Origin of the sequence: Mesonia maritima (genome assembly GCF_042433895.1) — a bacterium.
Taxonomy (GTDB): domain Bacteria; phylum Bacteroidota; class Bacteroidia; order Flavobacteriales; family Flavobacteriaceae; genus Mesonia; species Mesonia maritima.
Genome location: NZ_JBHLUA010000005.1, coordinates 136,774 through 151,001, shown reverse-complemented (window position 1 = coordinate 151,001; position 14,228 = coordinate 136,774). Strand labels below are relative to the sequence as shown.

Genomic DNA, 14,228 nt, shown 5'->3' with positions numbered 1-14,228 from the left:
TACATCAAAATTTTTTAAGCCTTTTTGAAGAAGTAACAGCTTTTTATATATTTGCACGTGGTATATTTTGAAATATTTAAATTCTATGAATAAATACGTAAAGAAAATTCCTACTAAAATTTTACGAATAATTCCTATTTCAATCGCTATAATAGCTTTACTTGTAAGACAAGCTGAATTTTTTTCGCATATGACAATGTTAGTAATCACACTTGCCTTAATCCCACTTCCTCTAGTTGTTTTATTTGAATTAAAGAGAAGAAGAAAAACTGAAGTAACCGAATTTTAAATTTACTATCTTAAATAATGAAAAGAGCTATTTATATAATTGGAGGAATGTTTTTAATTTTATTCTTGTTAGTTATTTTCTTTATTTATAGATATAATTTATTTTATGGTGAAACTACTTTCCAAAAATCTGTAATGCTTGGCTGTATTCAAAAAACTAACAAGAAAATAAATAATACGGATGCTAAAAAATTTGCGAATGCTATGCAGATTATTTATTCGATAACTATACCGAAGAAGAAATTCAAGATAATATAGATGAAATAGTACTAAGAAATGTTGAACAACTTAAAGAATGTAATACTGCACATCAACAAACTATTATTATTAAAAATTAATTCAATTTAGATTATTTTTTCTCTAGTTTTCTTATAAGTTTCCCAATTGAACTTTTCTAAAAACTCAATTCCTTTTTCTGCCCCTAGTAAAAATAACTCTTTTTGTCGCGCTTGCTTCATATCAAAATTTAGCCAATTAAAATCTTCATCGGCTTCGATATTGCAAATTAGTTGTTTATAATCTGGATTTCGATGAATAAAATCATAATCATGAATTTGCCGCATCGTACTTATGATTGCCCAAGAATAACTAAAAAACGAATCGGTTTCGCTATAACTTTTTCGGTAGGTGCTTAATCGAACGCCAAACGTGGGTCGCGAAGGAACGCCCGGACGATGAAAAATATTTATCGGAAAGTTAGATAACAAACCGCCATCTACAAATTTTACCGAAGGCGGAATTTCACCGTAATATCCTGCCATTTCTTGCCACAATTTAGTGGCGTTTTCCCCGGAATTCGGAATATTTTTTTTCACATAAGGTTCGTAGAAAAAAGGAATAGACATCGAAGCTCTTACAAATTCTGCGGGAGAAACATTTTCAACATTTTGCCAATACAAATCTGCCATTCGCGGCAAATCTACTTTAGTATGCGTAGTAATTTCAGAAGTGATTATTGCTAATCGCGCCGGGGTTATAATTGCGTTTTCATCAATTCTATTTTTTAAAGTTGAAGTCGATTTTCGATGATCGTATAAATCTTTTAAATTGAAAATTTTATGTTGCTCCAACATTTTCTTGAACCAATTTTCGAAGCTGTTACCCGGATTTAGACCTAATTTATTTTTTATAGAATGGTAAATTTTGCATCCGTTCCAAAGCAAATCCCAAAAAAGACCGGTTTTTCCTTCAATTCTTTTCTGAATTAATTTTTTAATTCCGCTTGGTCCATCTACAAAATCAAATAAGTTTTTTTCGCTTAAAATCGTTAAAATTGAAATCGCTACCGGGTCGCCAATTTTCTTTACAGAAGCCATTAATAATGTACTAATTGCCCCAGCTGAAGTTCCGCCTAAACTATAAAACCGAATTCCGGCTTGTTCTAAAATATAGACGTAACCTACCAAACCAATTCCTAAAACGCCGCCGCCTTCTTGAACTAAATCTACATATTGATTACCTTCTTCATCTACAATATCAGAAAAAATCTTACCTTCTTCCCTTAGTTTTCGAGCTCTTTGAACAAGTTCTGTAAGCTGCTCACCTTCTAAAAATTCTTTTGCCATTTTTTAAAAATATTTCCCTAGTAAATCGACCAATATTCCGGCAAATTTTTCTGAATTTTCTACAATTTTATTTACCTTATTATTTCTAGAAGTACTTGATTTTACAATTTTCATCAGTTCAGAAAAACGTTCAACATCAGCTTTTTCAGGAAAAATTTCTTGAATTTCTTTAGTGGTTAAACTAGTAATTGAAGCTAATTTTATAGCTAATGCTGCATCGGTTTTTTCAGCGGCGCTTATGGAAGCTTTTGCTACTTTTTTATCAAAATCTTCCCAATCAATTTTTGTAGTTTTCTTTGCCATAATACTATAATTTAGCTAAAATTTCTTCTAATTTTTCTTTATACGCTTCAATTTTCTCTTCTGCTTCTTGCGCAGTTTCTGCTCCGCTTAAAAGTTGTTCGGTTAACTGTTCGGTTTCATTTAAAAATTCTTCATTTTCATCTTCAGAAATCCCAACCATATTCATGTAACGTCGTCTGTTTTCTTCTACTTTAGAAGCGGAATATAAATAGGAAGTCAGACTTTGATTTATACTTTTTGCGTTAGAATATTTTGCTCGAATGGTACTTGTTAACTTATTTTCCAGTTGATTTAAAGGCGTGATTAATTCTTGATATTTTAAATTGATTTGTTGCTGAAGTTTTGGCGCAGTTCTCACAATAAATTGCAATCGGTCTTCTTCATTGCCTGAAGTTACAACTTGCTGCCAGACATTTTCTATAGCAGGTTCTTTAAAAAAATTCGTGGCAAATAACGGAAGCCATTCGTTATCTATAAATTCTCGAACTTCTTCACGTTCATTTTTAAAAAATAAATGTATCAGATTAAGATGTGAATTTTCTAAAGCTTGAAGCTCATTTCCTAAACTCTGTGACAATTCTGGAGCTTCTTTTGGTACGCTTACGCAGGAGTTCAAGAAAAAAATTGCTAGAAAAAAACCGAGATATTTCATACCTTTTATTTAAGGATTTAAGATAATAAAAAATCAGCTGAAGAAAGGTTTAGAGCATCCTAAAAAATTGGTGCCTTTTGTAAATAATGTATCTTTGTATTTCAAAAATATATGCTATGAATCTTAAACAAATTCCGCAATTAAAACATACAAATTCTGGTAACTTTTTTCTTTTAGCTGGTCCGTGTGCCATAGAAAATGAAGATATGGCTTTACGTATCGCAGAACGTGTGGTAGAAATTACCGACAAACTTGAAATTCCTTATATTTTTAAAGGAAGTTTTAAAAAAGCTAACCGAAGTAGAATAGATAGTTTTACTGGAATTGGTGATGAAAAAGCATTAAAAATTCTTCGGAAAGTTTCAGAAACCTTTAATATTCCAACTGTCACTGATATTCACGAAAGCAGTGATGCGCAACTCGCTGCAGAATATGTAGATGTTTTGCAAATTCCTGCATTTTTAGTCCGCCAAACCGATTTGGTAGTTGCCGCAGCAGAAACCGGAAAAGTAGTTAACTTGAAAAAAGGACAATTTATGAGTCCTGAAAGTATGAAACACGCGGTTAAAAAAGTAACCGATTGTAATAATGAACAAGTTATGGTTACCGATCGCGGGACGATGTTCGGTTATCAAGATATGATAGTAGATTTCCGAGGTATTCCTACCATGCGTGAATTTGCGCCTACTGTTTTAGACGTAACGCATTCCTTACAACAACCTAACCAAAGTAGCGGTGTTACTGGTGGAAGACCCGATATGATTGAAACGATTGCTCGCGCAGGCGTGGTAAATAACGTTGATGGTTTATTTATTGAAACACATTTTGATCCTGCAAACGCAAAAAGTGACGGTGCCAATATGCTTGATCTTCAATATTTAGAAAAACTTTTGAGTAATTTGGTAGCAATTCGTAAAACGGTAAATAGTTTTTAATTCTTATTCTTTACCATCCACAAAATCTTGCAAGTAGGCGAAACGTGGGGTTAATTTTCCGTTGAAAGTCATTTTTGCACGTGCTAATACTCCGTCGCGATCATTATTATAAAATGAGGGAATTACGTGTTCTAAAAACATTTCACCAAAACCTTCACTCGCGTCTTTAGGCAATTCGCAAGGCAAATTATCTACAGCCATTACGGTAATTGCGTTTTCAGCATCGTAAGCTACTTCTTTTTCCGTTTGTGGATCATAGCCATAAAATGGATTTTCGATGGTTGAAGGACGAATTGTTGAAGCTACCGGCCCATCAATATCGCAACTTACATCTGCGATTAAATTTATGTTGAATTCCGGTTTCTTTGCATCTTCGCGTGTAAATAAATATGGCGCTCCATCTCCATAAAAATGACCGGCGATAAACATATCTGAAACTTCTGCAAAACGCATAAAGTCAGATTCATATTCTTCAGGATGGTTATAGAAATCGTATTTATCGACAGATTTTTGATCTTTTCTTTTGTTGTAATCTAACACATCTATTTGGCAGAATACGGGTTCTTCAAAATTATTTACTAAATAATCTTGGACGTTTATTTCTTTAATTTCTAAATGTTCTAAAATTTCTTTTGCTCCGTTGGCTACTTTTCCGCTACCGGTTAAAAGAATTTTTATTGATGGTAATTTTATTTTCTTAAGCTCTTTCACTACACTTTTATAATCTGCCAGAGTTTCAACTTTTGGTAAATCGAATAATTTATCGCGAAGCCCTAAAGCTCTGAAACCGTTGTAAGCACCTACAATTCCTGCATAACGTCCAAAACCTATTAATCTGTTTCCTTTAGGATCTGTAATGGTTTCATGATCGTATAATTCTATATTTTTCTTTAAAATTGCTTGTAAAAGCTCTCGGTTATAGGGTTGTTTTTTGATGGTGTGAGAAAAGAAAAAATATTTTTTATTAGGGATTAATGCTGAAATAGGAACTTCTTTTACGCCCAATAAAACATCGCAGTCTGACAAATCTTCAGTAACCGTGAAACCCTCTTTTCTATAAGCTTCGTCTGAAAATATTCGGATTGGTGATGATTCTACGATTACTTCTGTTTTGGGGAATTTTTGAACTAATTCGCTTAATTTTTCGGGTGAGAAAACGACTCTTCTATCGGGTGGAGTTTTTCTTTCTTTAATTATTCCTAATTTCATACAAATGGTATAGCTTTTGAAGTTAGATTACTGTGTAAATATATGATTTTCTTTGTAGCTTTGCACTTGCGTTAGGGATAGAAGTGAAAATCCCGGAATCTCGGTAGAGATGAGGAATTGTAACGGATAGCCCGCCGGATGCTTGAAAAAGCAGACGGAACGCCCAAAATTTTTTAAAAGTTCTTTTTTTACTGGGGTCGATTTGGTTTTGACAGCGAGTCTAATTGAATGGTAAGCACGCCGAGCGCTGGGATATAGCTCGTAAATCTCATATTTCAGACTTTTTTAAACGGCGAGAATAACTACGCCTTGGCTGCGTAATCTGAATTATAGTAGGATACCTTAGTCCCTGTAAGACAGGGAGCCAAGATGTCTCGTGAGCGCCTTGATTTACGGCACTCACAGTTGAGGCACCGATAAAGTAAATATAGAAACTGCAGGGTCTTGATGCAGTTTTGAAATTTAAGTGAGAATACGTGTAAGATTGGTGGTTTTCGGCCGGTCTTGCATCGACAACCAAACGAAGACTAAGCGTGTAGAAAGCTATTGAATTGCTTGTTTGGACGGGAGTTCGAGTCTCCCCGACTCCACTATAGAAAACGCCACTATTTTAAAATAGTGGCGTTTTTTGTTTAAAATCACTTCATATTTATTAAACTATTAGAAATCACGCTTTATAATAATTTTCTAAAACCGTGCAATTTGAAATCATTTTTTCTACTTTAGAAAACTCATAATTTTTAACTAATAAATTATATGAAAAAAATTACTCTACTATTTCTTTCCTTGCTTGTATTTTCAAGCGGATTATTATACGCAACCGACGAAATCACTTTTAAACTCGAGAAAAAACAAAAATTAATCGGCACATTTTCCGGCGATATTAATCAAGAGTTTTCTGTGCACATGATTATTTTTAAAGATAAAAATAAGGATGACTACCGTATTAAACCTTTTTTTATAGATCAGAATCAACAAATTAAGGCTTTAGACGAAGTAAGTTTTATGGAAGAACCAACTATTGTTTCTTATCATTTTGAACAAGAAAGTTCAAACTTATCGCTCTTAGTTAGCGCCGAAGGTGAAGATGAAAACGAACTGCATATTATTGACATCAATACGCAAAATAACTTTCAAAAACGTAGTAAGCAGCCTTTTAAAAATAGTTATTTGATAGTTCGCTTAACTGATAAAAGTATTTTAATAAATAGAGAAGATGATAACCCGGAATTAAAATTAGTAACGATTAAAAACAGTGATACAAGTTCTGAAGTTAATTATAATTTTGAAGGCGAAAATTTAGAAGATTTCGAAACTATTTTTGACAAGAAACCGGAAGTCATAAACACAAAAGAGTTTGTAGAAAACGGATCTGTGAACGAGTCTAAATTATACTTCAGTAATAATAAACTTGTTTTTGACTATACCTCTGAAGACATTTATAAAACGCTTCAATTAAATCCAGATAAAAAAGAAGAACCTCATTTTCAAAATATTGAAATTAGTGGTTTTGATAAAGTAAAAGACGTAAACTCTTACATTTATAAAGACAAAAGCTTTCTATTTATAAACGATAAAGAAGATATTAGTTTACAATCTTATGATGTTAATACGGGTAGTAAATTGATGGATAATAGCCTTAGAAAAAGTTTACAAAATACTATTGATAAAGATATTTTAGACGATTTCATTAAAGATTCTTCACGTAATCGTAATGGTTTAACAGGAACAGTAAATACTACCGAAGATAAAAAAATGCTTGTTACCATAGATTATGTAGATACTCGTACTTATAATTATAACTACAATTGGTGGTTCCATCATTGGTTTATACATCAACAAATGATGTTTCAACAGCAAATGATGCAACAACATCAACAAATGCAAATGATGAATTACGGTCCTAATGTTTCTTCTTATTCTGATAATGAAAATATTTATACCAAGAAAGAACATAAATCAATTCAACTTTTAATTGATACAGACTTTTCAGTTTCTACAGATGAAGCCAAACCAGAGCGAAAGAAAATAGATAAAGAAATTTATATTAAGCCTTTAGACGATAATAGAAAAATTAAAGAAGCTACACTAGCTTTTACTCAGAACTCAACGCGCTACCTCTATTATTCTAAAGAAACCGATTCTTTTCACATTAAAAGTGAAAATTTAAAAGAGTAAAAAAAAGCCCTTCAAATTTTGAAGGGCTTTTTAATAAAATGAATAACTCCATTTCTTAATTCGTATATTTAATTAAGTACTTTTTCAATAATAATTAATTTTGCAGATCGATTAATTCTAGCAATGCTATTCCCATTTCATCTACTATATTTCCTGAGTTAGAAAGTATAAAAATGCCTTTTTGATTGGTTTCATCTAAAGCTATAAAGCTTGAAAATCCATAGGTTGCTCCATTATGCCATACAATTTCATTTGCGTTAAATTGCATTAAATGCCAGCCTAAAGCAGTTTCTTGATTTCTTCTTTTATGTATTTTAGCTAAAATATCTTTTAAATTATTAGCGTTTATTCCTAGATTAGCTTTTAAATAACTCATCATATCTTTTGCTGTAGATCGAATCGCCCCAGCACCTTCGAGCGTTTTAAAATCCCAATGTGGGGTTAATTGCCCTTCAATATTATAGCCTTTTAGAAAGTTTTTTTGTTGAACTTCTGATAATTTAATCTCAGTATTATTCATACCTAATTCTTCTGTAATATATTTCTTCACAAGTTCTTTATAAGTCATTTTAGAATGTGTAGCTAAAATTTCTCCTAATAAACCCATTCCTAAGTTAGAATATTCATAGTTTGACGTTCCTACTTTTACAGTTTGTAAATAATCGTAAAGGTTTTCTAAACTATAATTAGCATAAGGATTTAACGGATTTTTTATTGTTTTTTCTAAATTTTCCGGGAGTCTTGGTAAACCTGAAGTATGTGTTGCAAGATCTTCTAAGGTAATTTCTTTTCCGTTTGGCTTGATGAGTTTTGGAATTGAATCTGGTAAATAGTTCGATATTGGATCGTCATAATTCATCTCTCCATTTTCTACCATTATTGCTAAAATAGTAGCGGTAAAGGTTTTGGTGACAGAACCAATTTCGTAAATGGAATTTATGTTGAAAGCATCACTATTTTTATTTTTTCCGAACTTTAAAAATTTTTCTTCTCCATTATCATAAATACCAATAATTAAACTGGAATTTTTATTTTTTTCAACATAAGGCGCTGCAATTTCTTCAATGGTGGTCGATTTGGTAATTTCAGGATAATTAATTTTAGTCGCTTCAGGCGAATAAAGACTTAAACCGAGAATTTCATTTTTATCACTAAAGGTAAAACTGATTACCAACTCTTCGGCATTTATTTCAAAAACTACCAGCACATCTATTTCATAAGGACTTTTAATTTCTGAAGATTTCCGATTCACGATTTTACCTAAATCAGTATAGAGTCCGCTGAACATTTGAGTGGTGGTTGTTTCATTAAAAACCGTTCCCAAATGATCAGAAAAATCTTTTCTAATCGCTTGGTAATTCTGCTGATTATAATTTTCAATTAAATCGTTTATTATTTTATTAAATTCTGAATTTATCTCTTGAGCATTTACTTTATTTGAAGAAAATAAGAGCATAAAAGCAACAGCAAGGAGGAGAAAATATTTTTTTTTCATTACAGTAAAATTTAGATTATAAACATAATGACTAAATTTTAATCATAATGTTACAAATCATTAGATTATTATGAAAAAAGCCCCAGAATAAAAATTATTCTGAGGCTTTGTATGTAGTTATAATTTTTTAATTACTTAACGGTATCTTTTTTATCATATTCCCATTGAGTGATTCCGCCTTCTAAATCATAGATTTTTTTAAAACCTGCTTTCTTTAAAATTTCTGCGCATTTTTCACTTCTTCCGCCAGAATGACAATAAACCGCAACAGGCTTATTTTTATCTAAACTTTCTAATTTTTCTAAGAAATTTTCATCGTAGACAATATTTTGAGCTCCTATTAAATGACCAGATTCAAATTCTTTTTCAGTTCTAACATCTACTAATTGGGTTTTTTCTTGTTGCATTAATTCTTCCATTTCATCGGAAGAAACCATTTGAATAGTAGATAAATCTTCTTGTTGTTTTTCTTTACAACCCACAACAAAAATTAGCAATATTAAAAAACAAGTTAACTTTTTAATCATTCTTAAGAAGTTTGTTTTTCGCCTTCCCATTTTGAAAATCCTCCTATTAAATTATAGGTATTTTCAAAACCCATTTGATTTAAAATTTGACAAGCTTGTGAACTTCTTCCTCCGGAACGGCAATAAATGTAATAATTTTTAGATTTATCAAGTTTTTCAACTTCATCCATAAAAACTTGTGGTTGCTGAATATCGATTAGTTTTGCGTCTTTTATATATCCCTCGTCATATTCTTCTGGTGTTCTAACGTCTAATATTTCAGCATTTTCATCAGTAGAAATTAATTTTCTCCACTCTTCTTGATTGATATCTTTCATAAGTATATTTTTCTATATAGATACAAAAGTAAAATATTTAAATTATTTTATGCTACAACCTATTGCTTTTGTGGTTTTAGGTTTTACTTCTTTTCCGTTTAACAAAGCATCTACAGCATTTTGCACGAAATGTTGATTTACGGCGCTTTCATCTTGATAATTATCGTCTATCGCACCAATATATCGAACTATCGCTTCACCATTTTCCTTTTCTAAAATATAAACGTGAGGGGTTTTGGTGGCGCCAAATTTAGGATAAACTTGTTGTCCTTCATCTATTAAATAGGGAAATGTAAAACCTTTTTGGCGTGCACGAAGTTGCATATTTGCAAAACTATCTTCTTCGTTTTTTGTGGGATCGTTAGGGTTTATGGCAATAACGGGGTAACCTTTGTTTTTGAATTTTTTATCGAGCTTAATAATTCGGTCTTCATAAGCTTTTGCATACGGACAATGATTGGTCGTAAAAGTAACTATAAATCCTTTGGCATTGGGGAAATCGGAAAGCGAGAGCATTTTCCCATCAATATTTTTTAAACTGAAGTCTTCAGCTACATCACCAATTTTGTAACCATTTTCAGAAGAATTGGAGTTTTCATTTTCGTCGAATACAGTATTAAAGCTAAAAGCTGTAATTACAACTACTACAGCTGAGGTGGTAAGTATTTTTAGGGTTCTCATAAGCTACATCATTTGTTCTACTTCATCTAATAACTCTTCATAATTTCTAAACGGTCTCGCTATAAATTTAGAATTATCGTTTTTATATATTTTGGTTGCGGGAATCGCGCCTTGCCAATTTTTATCAACTTTAGGAATCCAGGCGTTACTATTGGGATCGTCCAGTAAAATCACCTTTTCCTTTATATTGTGTTTTTGCAGAAATGGCTTTAACTGCGATTCTTTCATATTTGGTAAATCGAGACTCACTAAAATTAATTCAATGTTTTTTTCTTCACTCAATTTCAATAAATATGGTAATTCTTCTACACAAGGTTTACACCAAGTTGCCCAAAAATTCACCACATAAAGTTTGTCGTCTTTTTTATGAAGAAAACTTTCTAATTCAGAAAAATTATAAGTTTCGATGCTAAAGTCTTCGTTTTGTTTTTTCTTCTCACTATCGGACTTACAATTTACCAATGTAAAAAGCAGCATTAAACTCCACAAAATTTTCATTCTTAGTCGCTATTTAAAGACTAAAATTAATTAATATTTTGTCTCGGAAGTAGCTTTTAACAGGAGTTTAATCTTTATCTGCTTTTAGACTATATCAATTTAAAACAAAAAGGAAATATTAACATTCATTTAATAAAAACAAGCAGAAATTGAATTACATTTGTACATACAAATATTGTTTATACAATGAAGATTGAAGAAATTTTAAAAACCAGCGCAAAATTATCTGACCAGAAGAAACTTGTTATTCTTTTACAAATAATTGCTAACGAGTCTTCTTCGCAAATAAATTCGGCTTTAAAGCCTTTTGAAGTTTCGATACAACAATTTAATGTATTGCGAATTTTAAGAGGTCAAAAAGGAAAACCGGCCAACTTGCAAACTATTCAAGATCGAATGGTAAATAAAATGAGTAACACTACGCGACTTGTAGATAAATTAATTGAGAAGAATTTAGTAGATCGATGCATTTGTGAAGAAAACAGGAGAAAAGTAGAAATTTTCATCACCGAAAAAGGACTGAAATTATTAGCGGAAATCGACCCGTTAATTGAAGATAAAGAAAAAGAGATCACACAAAATCTTAACCAAAACGAAATCACACAACTCAACAGTTTACTAGAAAAATTAAACGATAAATAATTATGGAAAAATATTTAGAAAACCTCAACTGGAGATACGCCACAAAACGTTACGACGAAAGCAAAAAGTTAAGTGAAGAAAATTTAGAAAACCTAAAAGAAGCGTTGCGCTTGTCGGCTTCATCTTACGGTTTACAGCCCTACAAAATTTTGGTAATCGAAGATGAAGAAATAAGAAAAAAACTTCGGAAAGAAGCTTGGGATCAACCGCAAATTACAGAAGCTTCCCAATTGCTAATTTTCGCCGCTTATACTGAATTTAATCAGGAACATTTAGATAAATTTATTTCTAACACGGCGAAAACAAGAAGAATGGAAGAAAAAGAGCTGGAAGGTTATAAAAACATGATCGAAAATACCACTTTACAACTTCCAAAAGAGCAACAACAAATTTGGGCAGCAAAACAAGCGTACATCGCATTAGGAAATTTATTGAGTGCCGCTGCAACATTTAGAATTGACGCCAGCCCAATGGAAGGTTTTAGCGCAGAAGGTTTCGATAAAATTTTAAACCTAAAAGAAAAAGGTTTAACAACTGCTGTAATTGCTGCTGTAGGTTACCGCAGTATGGAAGATGATTATCAACACTTAGCGAAAGTAAGAAAATCGAAAGAAGAATTATTCACAACTATTTAAATAAACAAAAAATGAAAACAACAATTTTAAAAGGCTTTGGAGCTACCGCATTAATTTTTGCATTAATTGCTTTTAAATCAAACACAGTGGAAAAGAAAAAAATCGATGTAAACGAAAGTAAAGTTGAATGGACCGGAGAAAAACTCACAGGTTCTCATAACGGAACTATTCAATTTAAAGATGGTTATTTACTTATGGACGGTGAAAAAATTACAGGCGGAAAATTCACTATCGATATGAGCACAATTACGGTAACCGATCTTTCAGGAGAAGGAAAACAAAAATTAGAAGGTCACTTAAATTCTGATGATTTCTTTGGCGTAAATAATTATGATACTGCAACTTTAGAGATTAAAAACGCTGCTAAAAAAGGAAATGTTTACGGAATTACCGGAGATCTTACCATTAAAGGAAAAACAAACCCAATTACATTCGACCTTAAAATGGAAGGAGATTCAGCAACAACAACCTTAACTGTAGATCGTACAAAATACGGAATTCGTTATGGATCAGGAAGTTTCTTCGATAATTTAGGAGACAACACGATTTATGATGAATTTAAATTAGACGTTTCGTTAAAGTTCTAATTGAATCGACTATTAATAGAATTCAACTAAAACTGCTTCAAAGTCAAGTTAAACCTTGTACTTTTGGAGCAGTTTTTTAATTTATAGCATGGAAGAAATTTTAGTAATCGATAATTACGACTCGTTTGTGTACAATTTGGTACATTATTTAGAAGCTTTCGATAAACACGTAACGGTCGTGAGAAACGATAAAATCTCGTTAGATGACATTGAGGATTTCCAGAAGATTATTCTTTCGCCCGGTCCCGGCGTTCCGCGAGAAACTAAAAATTTAATTTCCATTATAAAAAAATACGGCGCCACAAAATCTATTTTAGGAGTTTGCTTAGGTCAGCAAGCAATTGCAGAAGCCTACGGCGGAAAACTTGAAAATTTAGAAAGCGTTTATCACGGTGTTGCTTCAAGGTTACACGTAAAAGTTTCAGATGAAGAACTTTTTAAAAATTTACCTGCGCAATTTTCAGTAGGACGCTATCATTCTTGGGTTGCTTCTCAAAAATTACCCGATTGTCTTGAAGTTACTGCAACCGATGAAAACGGAATTGTAATGGCGTTACGACACAGATTTTTTGATGTAAAAGGCGTTCAATTTCATCCAGAATCTATTCTTACAGAATTCGGTAAAGAACTTATAGAAAACTGGCTTACTTCAACTTCCGTAAAAAAGCAAGTTTTATGAAAATGAGCGATTCAAAATATATAAAAGAAGCGCTAGAATTTCATGAATTTGAATTCGGAAAATTTTATTTCTTCAAAAGATTTATTGTCGCTGAAATTGCTGACGACGTAACTTATACCTGGGAAAATGCCAAAGAGGTTTTAGCAGTTGTAGATTCTATTTACCCGCAAGATTTTGCTCCGTATTATGTTTCTAACAAAATTAACAGCTATGCCATAGATCCTACCATTTGGGTTAATGTACGTCGTTCTCATAGAAAAGTAAAAGCCTATTTTATTATTGAAAAAACACGTATGGCTAAACTAAATTTTCTCTTCGAACAAAAATTCTTTGAAGGCGTGATAAAAAAATTTCCAAGTTTAGAAGATGCAATTGAATGCATTAAAAATTCTTAACAGGATTTTACAATCTCGTTAGTAAAAATTAATTCAACTTCTATTTATCTTTAAATAAAAAAATTATGGGAGGAATTGAAGACAACCACAAAAAGAGAAAAGATTCTGATAAACCTTTAAATGAAATTGGGAATCGAAACGAGAAAACCAACAAAGTAGATTACAATGAAAAGACGATAAAAAAACAGGAAAACAAAAAATAATTCTTTTCAAGAAATTCATAAAAAGCTTCAATTCGTTGGAGCTTTTTTTATTTCAACAACCTATAAATATTAGTTAATCATTCAAATTATACCTCAAAAAAACTGTATTTTAAAGAAATAATCAAATTTCAATAAAAATGGATCAGGAAAAATTAGATCAAATGCGATCTACACTTAACAAACTAGAAGACATTAAAAACAGTCAAGAAAGTATTATCGATAAAATAAATCATGTAATTACCGATTTATTTCAGCATCCCGATAAAGAATTAGAAAAAACAATGGACAAAGCGCATCAAAAAGCTTCAGACAATGTCGATGCAATTCGTGAAGCGATGGAAGATTATGAAATGCGCATAAATAAATTAGAAAATCAATAAACAAGCATCTTCATAGAATTTAATCTTTTACATTAAAATTAACTTTATTGCTTTCTTCA

Annotated in this window: 20 protein-coding genes and 1 other RNA gene; 12 read left to right on the top strand and 9 right to left on the bottom strand. The window is 31.6% G+C overall.

What is annotated here, in order from left to right:
• Positions 1–85 precede the first annotated feature (85 nt).
• Both ACFFGL_RS04085 and ACFFGL_RS04080 read left to right on the top strand, forming a co-directional pair.
• The gene (locus tag ACFFGL_RS04085; protein ID WP_309728362.1) at positions 86–289 is read left to right on the top strand and encodes a hypothetical protein; all 204 of its coding nucleotides are present in this window, start codon (positions 86–88) and stop codon (positions 287–289) included.
• A gap of 17 nt (positions 290–306) precedes the next feature.
• Entirely contained in the window at positions 307–546 is a 240-nt protein-coding gene (locus ACFFGL_RS04080) for a hypothetical protein (protein WP_309728363.1), read from the top strand.
• Between the two features lie 86 nt (positions 547–632).
• Here ACFFGL_RS04080 and ACFFGL_RS04075 read toward each other — a convergent pair whose 3' ends face one another.
• Genes ACFFGL_RS04075 through ACFFGL_RS04065 form a run of 3 tightly spaced genes read right to left on the bottom strand, consistent with a single transcriptional unit; the run spans position 633 to position 2,808 of the window.
• The gene (locus ACFFGL_RS04075; protein ID WP_309728364.1) at positions 633–1,853 is read right to left on the bottom strand and encodes a patatin-like phospholipase family protein; all 1,221 of its coding nucleotides are present in this window, start codon (positions 1,851–1,853) and stop codon (positions 633–635) included.
• 3 nt (positions 1,854–1,856) lie between these two features.
• Complete coding sequence (locus ACFFGL_RS04070) at positions 1,857–2,156, bottom strand: hypothetical protein (RefSeq protein WP_309728366.1); 300 nt, start codon at positions 2,154–2,156, stop codon at positions 1,857–1,859.
• Between the two features lie 4 nt (positions 2,157–2,160).
• The gene (locus ACFFGL_RS04065; protein ID WP_309728368.1) at positions 2,161–2,808 is read right to left on the bottom strand and encodes a hypothetical protein; all 648 of its coding nucleotides are present in this window, start codon (positions 2,806–2,808) and stop codon (positions 2,161–2,163) included.
• Positions 2,809–2,924: 116 nt separating this feature from the next.
• Between ACFFGL_RS04065 and kdsA the strand changes: the two genes are divergently transcribed.
• The gene (gene kdsA, locus ACFFGL_RS04060; RefSeq protein WP_309728370.1) at positions 2,925–3,743 is read left to right on the top strand and encodes a 3-deoxy-8-phosphooctulonate synthase; all 819 of its coding nucleotides are present in this window, start codon (positions 2,925–2,927) and stop codon (positions 3,741–3,743) included.
• 3 nt (positions 3,744–3,746) lie between these two features.
• Here kdsA and ACFFGL_RS04055 read toward each other — a convergent pair whose 3' ends face one another.
• Positions 3,747–4,952 carry an NAD(P)-dependent oxidoreductase gene (locus tag ACFFGL_RS04055; protein WP_309728372.1) on the bottom strand — a complete coding sequence of 402 codons (1,206 nt, stop codon included), beginning with the start codon at positions 4,950–4,952 and terminating at the stop codon, positions 3,747–3,749.
• Positions 4,953–5,145: 193 nt separating this feature from the next.
• Here ACFFGL_RS04055 and ssrA point away from each other — a divergent pair.
• Together ssrA and ACFFGL_RS04045 are read left to right on the top strand one after the other, a co-directional pair.
• Positions 5,146–5,545: a transfer-messenger RNA gene (gene ssrA / locus ACFFGL_RS04050) on the top strand.
• A 163-nt stretch (positions 5,546–5,708) separates the two neighbouring features.
• Positions 5,709–7,130: a hypothetical protein gene (locus ACFFGL_RS04045; RefSeq protein WP_309728374.1), complete on the top strand. Its 1,422-nt coding sequence runs from the start codon at positions 5,709–5,711 to the stop codon at positions 7,128–7,130.
• A 94-nt stretch (positions 7,131–7,224) separates the two neighbouring features.
• Here ACFFGL_RS04045 and ACFFGL_RS04040 read toward each other — a convergent pair whose 3' ends face one another.
• The 5 genes from ACFFGL_RS04040 to ACFFGL_RS04020 all read right to left on the bottom strand — a co-directional run bounded on the left by ACFFGL_RS04040 (position 7,225) and on the right by ACFFGL_RS04020 (position 10,648).
• On the bottom strand, positions 7,225–8,625 hold the full coding sequence (locus ACFFGL_RS04040) for a serine hydrolase (RefSeq protein ID WP_309728376.1): 1,401 nt from the start codon (positions 8,623–8,625) through the stop codon (positions 7,225–7,227).
• 131 nt (positions 8,626–8,756) lie between these two features.
• The gene (locus ACFFGL_RS04035) at positions 8,757–9,152 is read right to left on the bottom strand and encodes a rhodanese-like domain-containing protein (RefSeq protein WP_309728378.1); all 396 of its coding nucleotides are present in this window, start codon (positions 9,150–9,152) and stop codon (positions 8,757–8,759) included.
• 2 nt (positions 9,153–9,154) lie between these two features.
• The gene (locus ACFFGL_RS04030) at positions 9,155–9,469 is read right to left on the bottom strand and encodes a rhodanese-like domain-containing protein (protein WP_309728380.1); all 315 of its coding nucleotides are present in this window, start codon (positions 9,467–9,469) and stop codon (positions 9,155–9,157) included.
• A gap of 42 nt (positions 9,470–9,511) precedes the next feature.
• On the bottom strand, positions 9,512–10,150 hold the full coding sequence (locus ACFFGL_RS04025; RefSeq protein WP_309728382.1) for a thioredoxin family protein: 639 nt from the start codon (positions 10,148–10,150) through the stop codon (positions 9,512–9,514).
• Between the two features lie 3 nt (positions 10,151–10,153).
• Positions 10,154–10,648, bottom strand: coding sequence for a TlpA disulfide reductase family protein (locus tag ACFFGL_RS04020; RefSeq protein WP_309728384.1), 495 nt, complete (start codon positions 10,646–10,648; stop codon positions 10,154–10,156).
• Positions 10,649–10,834: 186 nt separating this feature from the next.
• Here ACFFGL_RS04020 and ACFFGL_RS04015 point away from each other — a divergent pair, with 186 nt between their 5' ends.
• The 7 genes from ACFFGL_RS04015 to ACFFGL_RS03985 all read left to right on the top strand — a co-directional run bounded on the left by ACFFGL_RS04015 (position 10,835) and on the right by ACFFGL_RS03985 (position 14,169).
• Positions 10,835–11,290 (top strand): MarR family winged helix-turn-helix transcriptional regulator, encoded by a 456-nt coding sequence (locus ACFFGL_RS04015; protein WP_309728386.1) that lies wholly within the window; start codon positions 10,835–10,837, stop codon positions 11,288–11,290.
• Positions 11,291–11,292: 2 nt separating this feature from the next.
• The gene (locus ACFFGL_RS04010) at positions 11,293–11,925 is read left to right on the top strand and encodes an NAD(P)H-dependent oxidoreductase (RefSeq protein WP_309728388.1); all 633 of its coding nucleotides are present in this window, start codon (positions 11,293–11,295) and stop codon (positions 11,923–11,925) included.
• An 11-nt stretch (positions 11,926–11,936) separates the two neighbouring features.
• Positions 11,937–12,512, top strand: a complete 576-nt coding sequence (locus tag ACFFGL_RS04005; RefSeq protein WP_309728390.1) for a YceI family protein — start codon at positions 11,937–11,939, stop codon at positions 12,510–12,512.
• 88 nt (positions 12,513–12,600) lie between these two features.
• Positions 12,601–13,191 carry an anthranilate synthase component II gene (locus tag ACFFGL_RS04000; RefSeq protein ID WP_309728392.1) on the top strand — a complete coding sequence of 197 codons (591 nt, stop codon included), beginning with the start codon at positions 12,601–12,603 and terminating at the stop codon, positions 13,189–13,191.
• Positions 13,188–13,586 carry a hypothetical protein gene (locus ACFFGL_RS03995; RefSeq protein ID WP_309728394.1) on the top strand — a complete coding sequence of 133 codons (399 nt, stop codon included), beginning with the start codon at positions 13,188–13,190 and terminating at the stop codon, positions 13,584–13,586. The genes ACFFGL_RS04000 and ACFFGL_RS03995 overlap by 4 nt, the downstream gene beginning before the upstream one ends.
• 65 nt (positions 13,587–13,651) lie before the next feature.
• Positions 13,652–13,789, top strand: a complete 138-nt coding sequence (locus ACFFGL_RS03990; protein WP_309728396.1) for a hypothetical protein — start codon at positions 13,652–13,654, stop codon at positions 13,787–13,789.
• A 137-nt stretch (positions 13,790–13,926) separates the two neighbouring features.
• A complete protein-coding gene (locus tag ACFFGL_RS03985) occupies positions 13,927–14,169 on the top strand; it encodes a hypothetical protein (RefSeq protein WP_309728398.1) in 243 nt (80 codons plus the stop codon).
• Positions 14,170–14,228: the final 59 nt, after the last annotated feature.

Coding starts and splice junctions, on each gene's coding strand:
- ACFFGL_RS04080 (WP_309728363.1), top strand. CDS start 307: ATGAAAAGAGCTATTTATATAATTGGAGGAATGTTTTTAATTTTATTC.
- ACFFGL_RS04035 (WP_309728378.1), bottom strand. CDS start 9,152: ATGATTAAAAAGTTAACTTGTTTTTTAATATTGCTAATTTTTGTTGTG.
- ACFFGL_RS04055 (WP_309728372.1), bottom strand. CDS start 4,952: ATGAAATTAGGAATAATTAAAGAAAGAAAAACTCCACCCGATAGAAGA.
- ACFFGL_RS04005 (WP_309728390.1), top strand. CDS start 11,937: ATGAAAACAACAATTTTAAAAGGCTTTGGAGCTACCGCATTAATTTTT.
- ACFFGL_RS04030 (WP_309728380.1), bottom strand. CDS start 9,469: ATGAAAGATATCAATCAAGAAGAGTGGAGAAAATTAATTTCTACTGAT.
- kdsA (WP_309728370.1), top strand. CDS start 2,925: ATGAATCTTAAACAAATTCCGCAATTAAAACATACAAATTCTGGTAAC.
- ACFFGL_RS04000 (WP_309728392.1), top strand. CDS start 12,601: ATGGAAGAAATTTTAGTAATCGATAATTACGACTCGTTTGTGTACAAT.
- ACFFGL_RS03985 (WP_309728398.1), top strand. CDS start 13,927: ATGGATCAGGAAAAATTAGATCAAATGCGATCTACACTTAACAAACTA.
- ACFFGL_RS03995 (WP_309728394.1), top strand. CDS start 13,188: ATGAAAATGAGCGATTCAAAATATATAAAAGAAGCGCTAGAATTTCAT.
- ACFFGL_RS04070 (WP_309728366.1), bottom strand. CDS start 2,156: ATGGCAAAGAAAACTACAAAAATTGATTGGGAAGATTTTGATAAAAAA.
- ACFFGL_RS04040 (WP_309728376.1), bottom strand. CDS start 8,625: ATGAAAAAAAAATATTTTCTCCTCCTTGCTGTTGCTTTTATGCTCTTA.
- ACFFGL_RS04020 (WP_309728384.1), bottom strand. CDS start 10,648: ATGAAAATTTTGTGGAGTTTAATGCTGCTTTTTACATTGGTAAATTGT.
- ACFFGL_RS04015 (WP_309728386.1), top strand. CDS start 10,835: ATGAAGATTGAAGAAATTTTAAAAACCAGCGCAAAATTATCTGACCAG.
- ACFFGL_RS04065 (WP_309728368.1), bottom strand. CDS start 2,808: ATGAAATATCTCGGTTTTTTTCTAGCAATTTTTTTCTTGAACTCCTGC.
- ACFFGL_RS04025 (WP_309728382.1), bottom strand. CDS start 10,150: ATGAGAACCCTAAAAATACTTACCACCTCAGCTGTAGTAGTTGTAATT.
- ACFFGL_RS04010 (WP_309728388.1), top strand. CDS start 11,293: ATGGAAAAATATTTAGAAAACCTCAACTGGAGATACGCCACAAAACGT.
- ACFFGL_RS04085 (WP_309728362.1), top strand. CDS start 86: ATGAATAAATACGTAAAGAAAATTCCTACTAAAATTTTACGAATAATT.
- ACFFGL_RS03990 (WP_309728396.1), top strand. CDS start 13,652: ATGGGAGGAATTGAAGACAACCACAAAAAGAGAAAAGATTCTGATAAA.
- ACFFGL_RS04045 (WP_309728374.1), top strand. CDS start 5,709: ATGAAAAAAATTACTCTACTATTTCTTTCCTTGCTTGTATTTTCAAGC.
- ACFFGL_RS04075 (WP_309728364.1), bottom strand. CDS start 1,853: ATGGCAAAAGAATTTTTAGAAGGTGAGCAGCTTACAGAACTTGTTCAA.